Source organism: Halalkalibacter sp. HAAS-P013 (assembly GCF_056619925.1).
In genome coordinates, this window is the sequence record NZ_JBWQTU010000002.1 from 44282 (window position 1) to 59126 (window position 14845).

Sequence of the window (14845 nt, forward strand, 5' to 3'; positions counted from 1 at the left end):
GCTCCCATGAAGTCCTTTTCCAGCCTTTCCTTAGCGGGTTCTGTCTCTCAGAGCTCCCGTGAACACCTTTTCACGGCTCCCTTCAGCAGGTTCTGTCCTTCAAAGCTCCCATGAAGTCCTTTTTCAGCCTTTCCTCAGCGGTTTGTGTCATAATTCTATTAACACCTTGTTTTCAATGTAACTGTAACAAGTCATTTAAACCTTTAAGTGTATCTTTCGCCTTCCCCTGAATCGAACTATCAAAATTACTGTCGACTTCTTCCATATTAATAAGAACCGTTTGCCCATTTGTTAGAAAAGGGAGCTCATTAGCAGGATAAACTTCTAAACTCGTTCCAATCACAATAACTACATCTGCTTTTCTAATTTGTTGGAAAGACCTTTCCCATGCAGCTTGCGGCAATGCTTCCCCAAATAAGACGACATTTGGTCTTAGTTTCCCGTTGCAGTAATTGCATGTTTCACCATCAATGAATGGTTTCTTAGTGCCTTCTTTTCCGCATGCTTGGCATCTTACATTGGAAATAGAACCATGAAGTTCTGCTACATTCTTGCTTCCGGCTTGTTGATGTAGTCCATCGACATTTTGTGTAACTGTCAGATGAACAAGGCCCCTTTTCTCCCAGTCAGCCAAAATCTTATGCCCTTCGTGTGGTTTAATCCCTTCAAGTGCATGCAATCGTGCACAATAAAACTGATGAAACAGGGAATATTGATTTTCAAGAGCTTCCACAGTCGCAACTGTACGTGGATCAACTTTCCTCCACCATCCTGACTTGGAGCGGAAGTCCGGAATTCCACTTTCCGTTGACATCCCCGCACCTGTAAACACAACCGTATGAGAAGAAGTTCGTAAAACTTGCACTAAATTTACCCATTGAGGAACACACAGGGTAGCCCAAAGGAGAGCTTCGTTTCGGCTAATCTTTTTCTGACAGATTACATTCCAAATTTCTTCTCCAAACACTGGGTGAACATAGGTAGGAATAAACTCAGTCCAGTTTTCATCAACATTATTCAATACCGCTTCTAATGTGTCTTGCCATTTCACTTCACTCTCTAGCTCAGACGATTCAACTTGAAACATCCATTCCCGTGATTTCATTTGCATTCCATGAACTAAAACTCTTCTATCATCCTTTGCTAGTTCTACAATTGTTTCTACTTCGGATCGAGCTTTCATCCTCATTTCCTCCCTCTCTTCTTCCCCCAAAAAAACTCTAAAACCTTAATACGATTTCCGCTTTTATGGCGATTTAAACAAAAAACACCTTCTCACGGCACTAGTCAGAAAGCCTTTGGCTAAAAAAACAGGTTTTTTGTGGATAAGATCTAAAAAGCGAACAGCACCTAAAGACTGTTCGCTTCAATTTTAAAACGTAATCGTTTGAAGTTGATTCAACAAACGAGGGGTAATATCCTCCGCTTCTTCCTTATCAGGCAAATGAAGAGTTATTTTTACATATTGTCCATTGATCTTTTTAACGACAACACTTTGCCTTACCTTTCCATTCTCACTTGTCAAATACAATTCATTGTTCTTATAAAAAGAGTGCAATTGTGAAACGTTTTGAACTTCACGAACTGAGCCAGTAACTTGTAAATATTGCTTCGCTTCGTTCTTCATACTTGAAAGTGTTGCCTGATTATCGACAAGTTGGACTCTTGCAAAGAAGCCATTATCTCGGTTTGAGAAAAGTTGATAAATACCTGGCTCTTCTTTCACAAATTGAAATCCACTTTGTACATTCAATTTCACTTCTTTATTTATAGTTGCACTTTTAGAAACGGCGAGTTTTTGTCCTGGAAAAATAAGATTAGAAGTTAAATTGTTCATTTGCTTTAATTCTGCAACCGTCATGTTGTTAGCTCTTGAAATACTATAAAGCGTATCTCCTTTTTTGACCTCATACTTCACTGCATTGGCGTCTTTCACCTTTAAAATTTGAGCAGGATAAATGATATTGTTTTCTAGATTATTTATCTTTTTTAACTCATCTACCGTCATGTTATAGGATCTAGATATGCTATAGAGCGTATCACCTTTTTTCACTTGATAAGACACAAGCATCCCATCTTTTACTTGCAATTGCTGACCAGGATAAATGATATTACTTGTCAACTTATTCATTTGTTTTAATTCATTTACGGTTATGTTATTTTCTGTAGCAATCCGGTACAACGTATCACCGCTCCTTACTTCATAAGTAGCTGCACCTGCACTTTGAGCAAATCCTAGCATTGCTACTAAGCCTATCGACATTGCCGTTATCTTTAATACTCTCTTCTTACTCTTCCCCATTTTTTGCACCTCTTTTATTTTGTATTTCTTGATGTGTTCAAATATGTAACGTTGAGGTAGCTACTAAGGTTGCAATACGACGAGCCTAAATTTACGTTAGACTCGAATTAAAATATAACACAATCTTTTTTTATAAATTCTCTTTAACTACACTAACAAATTTAGCATAGCAACAGTCGTTTCGCCTACTTCACTACATTGCACCAACGTTTCAACCCGTTAAAGCAAAAAACTTTTTTGTCGGATTCTGTTGATTTTTCTTGAGATACCTTTATAATTATCCTCTAATAATAATTTTCTAAATATAACTACAATAAGAGGAGTTTCTGTTCATGTTCGTTGTTGATTTTCTTAATAATATACTTTGGTCTTATGTCGTTATTTTTGGCCTCTTAGGTGTTGGCATTTATTTCACCATTCAAACAGGCTTTGTTCAATTTAGATATATAACAGAAATGGTTCGAGTAGCTTTTGAAAAAACACCCATACAACAACCAGGAGAAAAACCAATTTCAGCTTTCAAATCATTTTGTATAGGTTCTGCGACTCGAATCGGTACAGGAAACTTAGCTGGGGTAGCAGTTGCCGTTACATTAGGTGGTCCTGGTGCTGTTTTTTGGATGTGGATTGTTGCATTGCTTGGAGGAGCAACAAGCTTTATTGAAAGTACATTAGCCCAAATTTACAAAGCAAAAGATCAAGACAAGCCTGGAACATACCGTGGAGGTCCTGCTTACTATATTACTAAAGGGTTAAATAATAAGTGGCTAGGTGCGATTGTTGCCATTTTATCTACGTTTACTTTTGGTCTTGTATTTAATTCCGTTCAAAGCAATACAATCTCTGCTGCGTTTGAAACAGCATTCGGGTTAAATACAGCAATTGCCGGAATTATATTAGTCTTATTAACAGGTAGCATTATTTATGGTGGTGTTCACCGAATTGCTAATGTAACTAGCGTTATCGTTCCTTTTATGGCTCTTTCCTATATTATTATAGCTTTATTTGTTTTAATAACAAACATCCATCACTTTCCTGCTGTCATTTCGTTAATTGTAGGTAGTGCACTTGGATTGGAACAAGCAATCGGCGGGGGAATCGGTGCTGCCATTATGCACGGGGTAAGACGCGGCTTATTTTCAAATGAAGCTGGTATGGGAAGTACACCAAATGCTGCAGCAACTGCTCACGTTTCACATCCTGCTAAACAAGGGTTTATGCAAACATTAGGTGTCTACTTTGATACGTTAATTGTCTGTACCGCTACTGCGTTCATCATTCTTATTTCAACTGATGTTTATACCTCAGGTAACTATGAAGGAATTACTTTATTGCAAGCTGCATTAAGCTCACAAATAGGTGAATAGGCGAATATTTTCATTGCCATTGCAATCTTCTTATTTGCCTTTAGTTCAATTATTGGAAGCTACTACTATGGTGAGACAAACTTGCAATTAATAAAAAAAGACAAACAGACCTTGCATGCTTATCGATTTGCAACAATGGTATTCGTAATGATCGGCTCTATTGTTGGACTTGGAGTTGTTTGGGAAGTTGCAGATTTATTTATGGCAGTGACCACTATCATTAACCTTACTGCCATTGCGTTATTAAGTGGTATTGCTTTTAAAGTGTTGAATGATTATGAAACCCAACGTAAACAAGGATTAAACCCTACCTTTAATCCAATCAAGTTAGGCATCAAAAATACGGAAAGTTGGGACTCAGAAGTTAAAAGCGATCAACAAAAAGTAAGCTAATAAGGACTACTTCAAAAGCCTGAAATAGAAGCGGCATTGGCTCTGATTTCTATTAGTCGGGGGTGTCTTAAAAGGTCAAAAACCTTTTAGATACCCCCTCTTTAATGTTTTCTAACTACGCAGCTATCATAAATAACCTCAAGGCCGATTCCATTCTCGTTTTCACTAGCTATTCTAGCTAATTTCAATAGCATATTTTCTTCTGCCATGGATGCCAAATATAACGTTTCAATCCTCTTATTACCTACTTCCTCAACTCTTTCCACCGTTTTTAAATCATAGTAGTCAATTGCTTTTCGAATGATCTCCTTAATTTGATTATGGTTTCCGGGATCAAAATCCCCAATTGTATAAATCATATCCTGAACAAACTGTTCAAATGATTTTTTTGAACTCACTAAAGCACCACTCTTTCTTTACTTTCTATCCGTATAAGTCAATTTTTAATATTACCAAATTCCGTACAAATAGCAAATAACCTTATATCAATAAATAAACAACTTTGGTTCAAACTATAACGTAATAAACTAAAGACAGTTTTGAAGGGAGAGAGTATCTATGACAAACAAGCGTACCGTTACAATTGCACGAGGAGATGGAATCGGTCCAGAAATAATGGACGCGACACTGAAAATATTAGAACATGCAGGAGCAGCAATTGAACCTGAATTTATTGATATCGGTGAACGAGTTTACTTAAGTGGAAACACTTCCGGGATTCCTGATGACGCGTGGGAATCGCTTAGACGTAACAAAGTATTCCTAAAAGGGCCAATCACTACCCCTCAAGGAGGAGGCTACAAAAGTTTAAATGTTACGATTCGTAAAACATTAGGCTTATTTGCAAACGTACGACCAAATATTTCATATGCGCAATTTATTAAGACAAAGCATCCGAATATGGACCTTGTCATCATTCGCGAAAACGAAGAAGATTTATACGCTGGAATTGAGCACCAACAAACCCCTGAGGTCGTACAGTGTTTAAAACTAATTACTCGTCCTGGTTCAGAGAAGATTATTCGTTATGCATTTGAATATGCTAAAAAAAATAATCGCAAAAAAGTAACTTGCTTTACTAAAGATAACATCATGAAATTAACCGATGGGCTTTTCCATAAAGTATTTAAAGAAGTAGCTAAAGAGTACCCTGATATCGAAACAGAACACTGGATCATTGATATTGGAATGGCCAAAATTGCAGACACTCCCCAAGACTTCGATGTAATTGTTATGCCAAACCTTTATGGAGATATCGCATCTGATGTTGCTGCTCAAATTACGGGAAGTGTTGGCCTAGCAGGTTCAGCGAACATTGGTGATCATTTTGCTTTATTTGAAGCCATTCATGGCAGTGCACCAGACATAGCTGGGAAAGGCATCGCTAATCCGTCTGGTTTGCTACATGGAGCAATTATGATGCTTGTTCATATTGGCCAACCTGATGTGGCAGCCCGTATTCATAATGCATGGTTTAAAACATTGGAAGACGGGGTTTATACAGGTGATATCGCAAAAGGTGGGGCGTCTGTTGGAACAAATGAATTTGCTGAAGCAGTCATTGCAAGGCTTGGACATTTGCCAACTACCGTGACTCCAGTGGAATACAAAAGTACAGAGGCAAGCGAAGAGGGTTCCTTTACTCTTTCTCCAGCGGTCAAAGATCGCCCGAAGCCAGATATCGTTCGTCAATTAGATGGAGTGGATGTATTTCTTTTTAACAACGAACAAACGCCTGAAGAAATTGGTCAGGCATTAGAAAAGGTGGCTGGACCTGAGTTCTCCTTAGCCGTCATTACCAATCGCGGTGTAAAAGTATATCCAAACGGGTTCCCAGAAACATTTACAACCGATCACTGGCGTTGTCGTTTTCAAATAGCAGATGAGCAAAGTAGGATAGATCATAACGATATTATTTCTTTACTAAGTCGAATTGAGAAAGCTGGGCTTGATTTTATCAAGACGGAAAATTTGTATCTTTTTAATGATGAGTTAGGGTATTCGTTAGGACAGGGACAATAATAACGGAAATGAGGGCACTGAGAAAGGTTATCTTTCACCTCTCAGTACCCTCTATGCAATGTGCTGAGCTACTTATCAAGGCATTGAAAAAGGATGGTTTTTGCCTTTTTCAATGCCTTCAATGGTTGTGCTGCCATTTCTTATTCCTTCACAAACTCTTTCGTACTCCTCACTGTATCAATCGGTCGGACGGCTTTTTCAATTGACTCACGCTTAGATTCTAAAAACGGAGGTAATGATAACTTTTCTCCAAGTGTTTCATAAGGTTCATCTCCCATAAAACCTGGACCATCTGTTGCAAACTCGAATAAAATTTGTGGAGCAACTCTCGCGTAAAGCGACTCAAAGAAGTAACGATCCACATACCCTGAAGTTTGCAAACCGAACTTAGGTAAACGATCGATCCATTCATTTAACACGGCACGATCTTCTACACGGAAGGCCACATGATGAACCGTCCCAAAGCCTTGTTGTGCTTGTGGAAGCATGACATTATGTTCAACAACTACTTGTGCCCCATTTCCACCTTCACCTACTTCAAATAAATGAAAAGATCCTTCTTCTGCAATTTCCTTAAATAAGAGCACTTTTTCGAGCATCTCTTTAAAATAATCAAATTGAGCAACTCTTATAAAAATAGGACCTAAACCCGTGATTGCAAACTCGAGTGGGATCGGTCCTTTTTGCCAAGGCGTGCCTGATTCTACTCCTTTATTATAATCGTCTGATATTAATTGATATTGTTGGTCGTCAAAATCTACGAAAGAAAGAATCTTTTTGCCGAATTGTTCCTTTATTCCTGAATGCTTCACATCAAAACGATCAAAGCGTTTAACCCAGTAGTCTAGCGCTGCATCACTAGGTACACGGAATGAGGTTTTGGATATTTCATTTGTTCCGTGAGAACCTTTTGGAATCCCTGGGAAGTCAAAGAACGTCATATCAGTTCCTGCGCTGCCTGTGTCATCTGCAAAAAATAGATGGTACGTTTGAATATCGTCTTGATTGACCGTTTTTTTCACTAAACGCATCCCTAATACGTACGTAAAAAACTCATAATTCTTTTCTGCACTGCTTGTAATGGCTGTTACGTGGTGTATTCCTTTTAATTCATTCATCTTTTATCCTCCAGTATACATAATCACTCAAAATAATGGTTCATCTAAATGACTTCTAAAAATAAATGTTCTGCACTTTTTCTACTTCTTATTACTATTTTATCTCGAAGTTAATTATCTTTAATTCGAGATAAATATATCATGAATTCTCTTTTCCTGTCAATGCATGATTGGTGCTTCTTAAACCATTTGCGCAAACTTTGCATTAGTAACTCTTTATTATTTGTCTAATAAAAGCGCATTATGCATTATTTTTGTACATGAAAGCGCTTTAATTTATTTGGTTTTCCGTTTATAATACAGATAAGAGAAAAAAACTACATGAGGTGATTTCATATGAAAAAGACAACTGGTAAAAATAAAATCGTTAGCAAACCAGCACTTCGTTATGTGGTCCGCTCATTGCCTGATAATGATTTTAAATTAAATTGGAATCATGAAGATGACGACAGCATTTTATCCATTTATGACTATAAATCAAAGCAAATCAGTGTGGCAACTTTTACAAATGGAGACCAGCTCGTTTTCAAACACTTAGATTCAACAAATCCAAAAGTGATTTCTGTTTTTGAAGAAGTACTAGGAATTCCTTTAAAAAACAGTGAAGAGAAGTCCTTCAAAACCCTCTATTTAGAATTGGACTATCATCTAATGGAGCTTCATGAATACATACAAGCAAATGATAAGTCCAAAATTAAAGAAACAAAAGCAAAGTTAATTCTTTTAAGAGAAAAGATGGAGCAATTTTAATCCAATTAAAACTTTACAAAACTTAATGGCGACACAGAACCAGACAGAGTCCTTGACACCACAAGTTAATGGCTCTGTCTTATTTTTCGTGTTTTTCTATTTAATGGAATCCCCTTTTATTTAATAATTAAAGGAGATTCTTTGTCTTTTGCAGAATTAGCTCTTAAGAGATTTTATTCTTTCATTTAAAGATAACCTATGAGGTGGATGAATATGTTTCAGCAAACAATTTTGCAAAGTGAGTCGACAATTTCAAAAAGTATTATTCCATACGATCATAAATTAGCAACTTTACTAATTCGCAATAGATTACTTTCACTTATTCCAGAAGGAACCGAGCATATTTATGTTGCCGGAATTGGTTCTAGCTTAATCAATGGCGACAGCCTCGGCCCCTTTGTTGGAACCCTTCTTCACGACATGTATCCGAATCACTTAACCGTTCTTGGAAGCTTGCAGTTTCCATTAGATGCTGAAACCTTTATCCCAACTCTATCAGGCTTTAGCCTACCTTCTAATAGCTTTGTAATAGCGATCGACAGTGTCCTTGGACCAAAACGGCACATAAATTCCATTGTCGTACAAGAAGGCTCTTTGCTTCCAGGAGAAGGCTTAGGTCAAAACCTCCCTCCCATTGGAGACTGCAGTGTAATGGGTGTTGTATTAGAAGATAATCCCGCACTTGAATCTGCTCTTTTTTATACGAATCTTCATCTTATTTATACGATGGCCTCAACTATCGCACGTGGCATTTCACTTACAGTTCGGCAATATTTTCACTATCCTTCTGATCAACCTATATTGTCTAGTGGTTGATAAAACAAATCTGTACGGTATCTTAATAGGGGTTTTGCGGCTTCTAAGAACAAACCCCGATATTAGATCTAAAAAATGCCCCGCTACATAAGAACCTAGCCACCTAAACCGAAAACCCCATTTTTCTCTTTATCTCCTTCAAAAACGGAACACTTATCGCCCTTGCTTTTTCAGCTCCCCCTAACAAAATTTCATCTAACGTCTCAGGAGATGCCATCAGCTCTTTGTATTTTTCACGCGGTTCTTCTAAAGACCGATTCATCACGATAAATAATTCCTTTTTGGCTTCACCCATGTCAGAGCAATACCAGAGGAATTATTTGGGTATACAAAAAACGTTGGCAAGAAATTAAACTTTTTCTTGCCAACTGTAACTATTTTAAATAATTATATTCATGCCACATTCTTTCAGGGGTCACCATTGGACTAGGTACACATAGCTTTGTTCCAACTACGACCTGGTCAGGATTCTCAACATGTTTATTGGCAGCAATCAAGGACTCTAATGGAATTTTGAAGCGGCTTGCCAACTCATATAAAGTTTCTCCAGGTCGTACAATATGAAACCGCTCCATAGGACAGTCAACATCAATACTTGGTGGGATACAGAGCGCCTGCCCTAATAAAAGATTATAAGGATTAACGGCTGGATTGTTGTTTAAAATGTCTTCCACCGTCACATTATACATTTGAGCAATCTGGAAAAGAGTGTCATTTGGTTTAACAATATACTGAAATCCATTTTCGCACGGCGGCAAAGGAATACAAATTCGCTGTCCAACAAGTAAATTATTTGGCTGAATTCCTGGGTTCGCTTGTTCAAGGCTTAGTACAGCTATATTATAGCGCTGCGCTAATTGATATAGCGTATCACCAGGTTGAACGTAATATTGTTGATCAATTGAGCAGCTCAACCGTTGCCTAATATCGGTCCAATTAAAATTATTATAGTAATAAATAATAAGCCCTCCCTTACCTCCATTTAAGAGTATTCTATTCATTTGCCTAGTTGGATGTGATTTGTGCTTAAATACCCCAATATGAAAAAGAAAGGGCTACGAATTCTATTTATTTTTATTAGCTGAAATCCTTTCTTTAACTAAATATATAGGTCCATACGAAAAAACTAATTCATTCATACACTACTAAAAAAAGAAAGGATTTTTAGTAGTGAATATTGCTAAAGTAATGATGAATTATTCACTTAACGTCAAAAAAATCTCCTTATTATCCTATAAGGGGAGGAAAGCCGTTTGGCTAATTAATGCAGTCTCGGGAGATTTTATTTTAAAGAAAATTCCTATGAGTGAAGGCCGACTCAAATTTATGATCCATTCTATTTCTTTTTTAACTTCAAATGGTGTGATGACCCCTAGTGTTATGAGAACAACCAATGGAAGAGAGTTTGTCACTAAGAATGGGGAATATTATGTTTTGTTTGAAAAGGTCTATGGCAAGAAGCCTAAATATAACAAAAAAAAAGAGCTAGCGAAAATCATGAGTGGATTAGGACTATTCCATAAAGCCTCTACAGGGATTGAAATACCTAAAAATACTGAGCCGTCCTTTCTATTAGGAACGTGGAAGGATGAGTTTCGAAGAAGATACAACCAACTTGAAATTTGGAAAAAAGAACGAAAACTAGCTAGTAATAAGAATAAATTTGACGAACAATTTCTTCTCCATGTAGATTCTTTCTTATCCCAATGCAACGAAGCCATTTCGATTTTAGATGCTTCTTGTTATGAGCCATGGGTTGGAAATACTCAAAGAAACAAAACATTATGTCATCAAGACTTTGCAGCTGGAAACCTTGCACTTGATAAAAAAGGAAAATTACATGTATTTGATATGGACTCCCTTACCATTGATCTTCCTATTAGAGATATTAGAAAAATTTTAAACAAAGTAATGAAAAAGCAAAGGTGGGATCTTACATTAATGATTGAGATGCTTTCTTACTATCAGAAAACAAACCCACTTTCAAAACAACAATATTATGTATTAATAGCTGATTGTTTATTTCCTCACCTATTTTATGGTCAAGTAAAAAAATATTACGGAAACACTGAAAGGGAATGGACTGAAAAAAAGCACCTGCAACGGTTAAAAGATATGATTGCAATTGAACTAAGCAAGGAAAAAGTACTTCAGGCATTTAAGGGGGAAATTGATAAAGTCGTAATATAATTTTTTAAATACACTGTCATTTTCCTTTATTTCTTGCATAATGAAACCTTTTCTTCAAAAAATAGTTTTAAACAGGAAAAGGTGGAATTTTATGAAGAACATATCGCTGCAAGTGGAAAAGATGAGCTGTGGAAATTGCCTCGAAACAGTAGAAAATGCTTTAAAAGAAGTTAGTGGAGTTAATGAAGCAAAAGCGTCTCTAAAAGACAAGACAGTAAGTATTCAGTATGATGAATCAATAACCGATGTACCACATTTGGTAAAGGCAGTTGAGGATGAGGGGTATATTATTATTTAGAATTTCGTGTACACGAAATTCTATTTTTTTGATTTTGACTTAAGTGTGCTATAAGCAATGCTTTACCTTTATCAAATGTGGGTAGATGGGGCTTTATTTAAAACTGAGAATACGAGTAAAAACATGGGATTAGTTGATCGTTTACGGTATATTTTGAGGGATTAAAGGCTGGAGTTTTGAGTCAATTCCAGCCACTCTTGTACTGTGCTTCACTTATATATGCTGGTAGGTAATAGCTTTTTACAGACTGATCAAAGTCCTTTTGTTCACTTTCACTTTCACTTAACCCCCACTTATGGAGGAAACGAAAACAGAAAGCACTTGTGAGATCTGGATATAAACAACAAAAGTTCAAAAAGATTTGGGTATATTATCTCTCAAAATATGGGGAGGATTATAATCTTTTACCAGTAAGTCAATCAATGTAAGCCTTCTTTCACAATATATAAGAATATCCCGCTCATAGTCTTTTCTACGAGCGGGAACCTCACCTACCTATCAAAACCTACTATTCAATACTAAATCAAAAAGAACATACATAAAGGCTGTCATAATTGTAGCAATTCCCGATGCCTTTAAAGGACTTTCTTTTCCAATTAAACACACAACAACAAACAAAAAGGCAAATACAGCCATTAAATAATTCGTAAAATGCAGAATTAGGATAAAACCAATAATACTAAAAACAATCACTAAAACTGGTAACCATGACTCATTTTCACTATCGGCTGGTTGCTCACCTTTTGTATCGTCTTTGTTCGAAGGGGTAGAAAACATTCCCTGCTGAGTAAGAAACGGAAATCGTTTTCCAAAAGCGGTAACTGTTTCGCCGAAAAATTGGATTACGAGCATTATCAACGTAACGCTACCTATCACTACAGGAAATAACCTAGCTTGTGAATTATAATTAAACCCGACTATAACAAAAACAAACATTGCTACAATCAGAAGTAAGCTGAATATACTACGCTCCGTAATTTTCATCGGTTTCCCTCCGCTTTCTCTTAATTATTGGTAATATAAGGATGAAAACGGTAATAATTATAAAGGAGAGTGAGATTGGACGAATAAAAAATCCTGCATATCCAAGCGAGTCAATGGTCTGATGGAAACTCTGTTGTAAAAGCTCACCAAGTACCACAGCTATGACTAAAGCCACTCTAGAATAATTGTGACGAATCATCGCATATCCAATCAGACCAAATACCAATGCTGTAATGACATCTTGGATACGTCCATCTGCAGCATACGATCCTATTAATGCAAAAACTAAAATAACGGGAGCTATATATACCGTTTTTATCATCGTTAATCGTGTTAGTGGTGAAGCTAAAAGAATGCCAACAACCCCGACAATTAGATTAGCAAGGACAAGTGTATAAATTAATGTTAACGCAATTCCTGGGTTATCCAACATTAAACGAGGACCTGGTTGAATACCATGAATCGTTAGTGCACCCAGCAAAACTGCCATCTCCAAACTACCTGGAATTCCAAAGATTAGAGTAGGTACGAGAGCCCCTCCATCTTTAGCATTATTTGATGATTCAGGAGCAATGACCCCTCTAACATCACCTTTCCCAAATGATTCTGGATTCTTTGATGTAGAGACTGCTTGTCCATAAGAGATGAAGTTAGCAACTGCTCCTCCGACCCCAGGAATGATCCCAATAATAGTACCAATTATCGAGCTTCTCATAAATAATCCAAAGTTTTTAAAGACTGAACCGATTCCTTCATAGACACCCTTCATAGAGGTGTTAACCTTCTTTGAAGAGATAGCACCTTTTTTAGTCCATAATGAAATCGCCTCTGCAATGGCAAATAAACCAATTAACATTGTAACAAGCGAGATCCCATCCCATAAATAATCCGTTCCAAAAGTATAACGAACAGCACCTGTAACTGGGTCATATCCTATAAATGCAATCATAAGACCAACGCCGCCAGCAATGATGCCTTTCCACAATGAATCTTGGGAAAGCACAACAATCATCGCAAGTCCCATTACAGCCATCATGAAATATTCTGGATACGAGAACGCAAGAACAAGATACTTTCCTATTGGTAAGATAGCTGTTAAAATAAGTGCCCCTACAACGGCACCAAGGACAGAGGCGGCTGCAGCAGCACCTAGTGCTTGCCCAGCCCTTCCTTGTTTCGTCATTTCAAATCCATCATACACAGTAGCCGCATTTTGTGCAGTACCTGGTGTATTGATCAATATAGCGGTAATAGAACCACCAAAAGCCGTAGCACCTGCCGCACCAATAAGCAATGTTAATGCAGTCGTAGCGTCCATAGCAAAGGTAATTGGCAGCAGTAGCGCTAATACTTGTGGACCACCTAGTCCTGGCAGCATACCGAATAACAAGCCCAGCAATGCACCAATAAATAAATATAGTATACCTGGCCATGAAACTAGTTCTAGTAGTGCCGGTAGAGCTGACTCTAGCATAATCTAGTCTCTCCTCTCATCCTGAAACTAAAAACTACTCACTCTTTAGTAAGTCTACATATGGTACCAACATTTCCAATGAGTCTTCAGCAGTTTGTGCTGCGTCTGCAAAATCACTTGGGTTATGGAAAGCCCCTGCTTCTAAAACTTGTTCAATATATTCTTCATCATTAACAGCTTTCTCAAAGGCTTCACGTAAAATAGTAAGTGTTTCTTCAGGTGTTCCTGGCGTTGTCGCAATAGCTCGGTACAACGAAACAAGATTAATAAGGTTTTCATGACCTAATTCGGTAATCGTAGGTAAATCAGGATACTGTTCAAGCCTTTCCGTTGTATAAGACCAAAGAGGTACTAAATCACCAGATTCAAAGTAAGTACTTAAACTTTCAACAGGGAGCTGAACAATATCTACATCACCTCTAATAGCTGCTAAAATAGCTTCTGTACTACCTGGATGGTTGATCGTTCTTACATTAATCCCAAGTTCATCTGCTGAAACAACTAGTCCTAATCCATCTGTAGATGAAATATTTGTAATACCCGCTCTTACTTCATCAGCATCTTGAAGCTGTGAAAGTTCAGTGAAACTTGAACTTGGAGAGGCTGCTGCAATGTACTCTGTTTTCGTAATATTACCAATGTACTCGTACTCAGTTAAGTCATAACTTGCTACTTCTAATATTTGTTGTACAAAGTGTCCTGGCAGGTTAACAACTCCTAATGTGTGGCCATCTGGCTTAGCACGTGTTAATTCCCCAAGTCCAATATTTCCATTTCCCCCTGAGATGTTTTCGACAATAACCGTCGCGTCATTAGGCAAATATTTTGCAAGATATGGTGCTAGCATTCTGGCTGCTAAATCAAACCCACCACCTGCACTATATGGAACAATTATTTTAATTTCTTCTTCAGGAAAATTTGCAGTGGCTTGTCCACCTTTATTGTTACCGCTTTCATTTGTGTCATTGCCTTGAGAACCTGTTTCACTGCTACAGGCTATTAACAATAACAATAATAAAGAAACTAAGCCTAATAAAATAATGTTACGTTTTTTAATGTAATGAATGATTTTCATTTTGACCTCCTATAATGTGTATGGATTTTTTAATATAATATAGAGATTAATAGAAA

Annotated in this window: 14 protein-coding genes and 1 pseudogene; 6 read left to right on the forward strand and 9 right to left on the reverse strand. The window is 37.2% G+C overall.

Annotation, left to right across the window (positions count from 1 at the left end; translation table 11 throughout):
* Window positions 1–172: 172 nt before the first annotated feature.
* Together AC1FXP_RS04130 and AC1FXP_RS04135 are read right to left on the reverse strand one after the other, a co-directional pair.
* The gene (locus tag AC1FXP_RS04130; protein WP_480058925.1) at window positions 173–1183 is read right to left on the reverse strand and encodes an SIR2 family NAD-dependent protein deacylase; all 1011 of its coding nucleotides are present in this window, start codon (window positions 1181–1183) and stop codon (window positions 173–175) included.
* A gap of 189 nt (window positions 1184–1372) precedes the next feature.
* Complete coding sequence (locus AC1FXP_RS04135) at window positions 1373–2302, reverse strand: LysM peptidoglycan-binding domain-containing protein (protein WP_480058926.1); 930 nt, start codon at window positions 2300–2302, stop codon at window positions 1373–1375.
* Window positions 2303–2634: 332 nt separating this feature from the next.
* On the opposite strand from AC1FXP_RS04135, the pseudogene AC1FXP_RS04140 reads away from it, so the two are divergent.
* Window positions 2635–4062, forward strand: a pseudogene (locus tag AC1FXP_RS04140) (alanine/glycine:cation symporter family protein).
* 101 nt (window positions 4063–4163) lie between these two features.
* Here the strand turns inward: AC1FXP_RS04140 and AC1FXP_RS04145 are convergent.
* The gene (locus AC1FXP_RS04145; RefSeq protein WP_480058927.1) at window positions 4164–4460 is read right to left on the reverse strand and encodes a DUF6407 family protein; all 297 of its coding nucleotides are present in this window, start codon (window positions 4458–4460) and stop codon (window positions 4164–4166) included.
* Window positions 4461–4620: 160 nt separating this feature from the next.
* Here AC1FXP_RS04145 and AC1FXP_RS04150 point away from each other — a divergent pair, with 160 nt between their 5' ends.
* A complete protein-coding gene (locus AC1FXP_RS04150) occupies window positions 4621–6084 on the forward strand; it encodes an NADP-dependent isocitrate dehydrogenase (RefSeq protein ID WP_480058928.1) in 1464 nt (487 codons plus the stop codon).
* 140 nt (window positions 6085–6224) lie between these two features.
* Here the strand turns inward: AC1FXP_RS04150 and AC1FXP_RS04155 are convergent, their stop codons facing one another.
* Entirely contained in the window at window positions 6225–7202 is a 978-nt protein-coding gene (locus AC1FXP_RS04155) for a ring-cleaving dioxygenase (RefSeq protein WP_480058929.1), read from the reverse strand.
* A 336-nt stretch (window positions 7203–7538) separates the two neighbouring features.
* Between AC1FXP_RS04155 and AC1FXP_RS04160 the strand changes: the two genes are divergently transcribed.
* Together AC1FXP_RS04160 and yyaC are read left to right on the forward strand one after the other, a co-directional pair.
* The gene (locus tag AC1FXP_RS04160) at window positions 7539–7952 is read left to right on the forward strand and encodes a hypothetical protein (RefSeq protein ID WP_480058930.1); all 414 of its coding nucleotides are present in this window, start codon (window positions 7539–7541) and stop codon (window positions 7950–7952) included.
* A 213-nt stretch (window positions 7953–8165) separates the two neighbouring features.
* Window positions 8166–8768 carry a spore protease YyaC gene (yyaC, locus tag AC1FXP_RS04165; protein ID WP_480058931.1) on the forward strand — a complete coding sequence of 201 codons (603 nt, stop codon included), beginning with the start codon at window positions 8166–8168 and terminating at the stop codon, window positions 8766–8768.
* Between the two features lie 103 nt (window positions 8769–8871).
* Here the strand turns inward: yyaC and AC1FXP_RS04170 are convergent, their stop codons facing one another.
* Window positions 8872–9033, reverse strand: a complete 162-nt coding sequence (locus tag AC1FXP_RS04170; RefSeq protein WP_480058932.1) for a hypothetical protein — start codon at window positions 9031–9033, stop codon at window positions 8872–8874.
* Between the two features lie 109 nt (window positions 9034–9142).
* Window positions 9143–9682 (reverse strand): LysM peptidoglycan-binding domain-containing protein, encoded by a 540-nt coding sequence (locus tag AC1FXP_RS04175; RefSeq protein WP_480058933.1) that lies wholly within the window; start codon window positions 9680–9682, stop codon window positions 9143–9145.
* 256 nt (window positions 9683–9938) lie between these two features.
* Here AC1FXP_RS04175 and AC1FXP_RS04180 point away from each other — a divergent pair, with 256 nt between their 5' ends.
* A complete protein-coding gene (locus tag AC1FXP_RS04180; RefSeq protein ID WP_480058934.1) occupies window positions 9939–10958 on the forward strand; it encodes a CotS family spore coat protein in 1020 nt (339 codons plus the stop codon).
* A gap of 91 nt (window positions 10959–11049) precedes the next feature.
* A complete protein-coding gene (locus tag AC1FXP_RS04185; RefSeq protein ID WP_480058935.1) occupies window positions 11050–11256 on the forward strand; it encodes a heavy-metal-associated domain-containing protein in 207 nt (68 codons plus the stop codon).
* 498 nt (window positions 11257–11754) lie between these two features.
* On the opposite strand, the gene AC1FXP_RS04190 is transcribed toward AC1FXP_RS04185, so the two are convergent.
* From AC1FXP_RS04190 to AC1FXP_RS04200, 3 genes are read right to left on the reverse strand one after another with little or no spacing between them, the layout of a single operon-like run.
* Window positions 11755–12240, reverse strand: a complete 486-nt coding sequence (locus tag AC1FXP_RS04190) for a tripartite tricarboxylate transporter TctB family protein (protein ID WP_480058936.1) — start codon at window positions 12238–12240, stop codon at window positions 11755–11757.
* On the reverse strand, window positions 12221–13714 hold the full coding sequence (locus AC1FXP_RS04195) for a tripartite tricarboxylate transporter permease (RefSeq protein ID WP_480058937.1): 1494 nt from the start codon (window positions 13712–13714) through the stop codon (window positions 12221–12223). Before AC1FXP_RS04195 ends, AC1FXP_RS04190 begins: the two co-directional genes overlap by 20 nt.
* 34 nt (window positions 13715–13748) lie before the next feature.
* Window positions 13749–14789 carry a tripartite tricarboxylate transporter substrate binding protein gene (locus tag AC1FXP_RS04200; protein ID WP_480058938.1) on the reverse strand — a complete coding sequence of 347 codons (1041 nt, stop codon included), beginning with the start codon at window positions 14787–14789 and terminating at the stop codon, window positions 13749–13751.
* Between the last annotated feature and the right edge of the window lie 56 nt (window positions 14790–14845).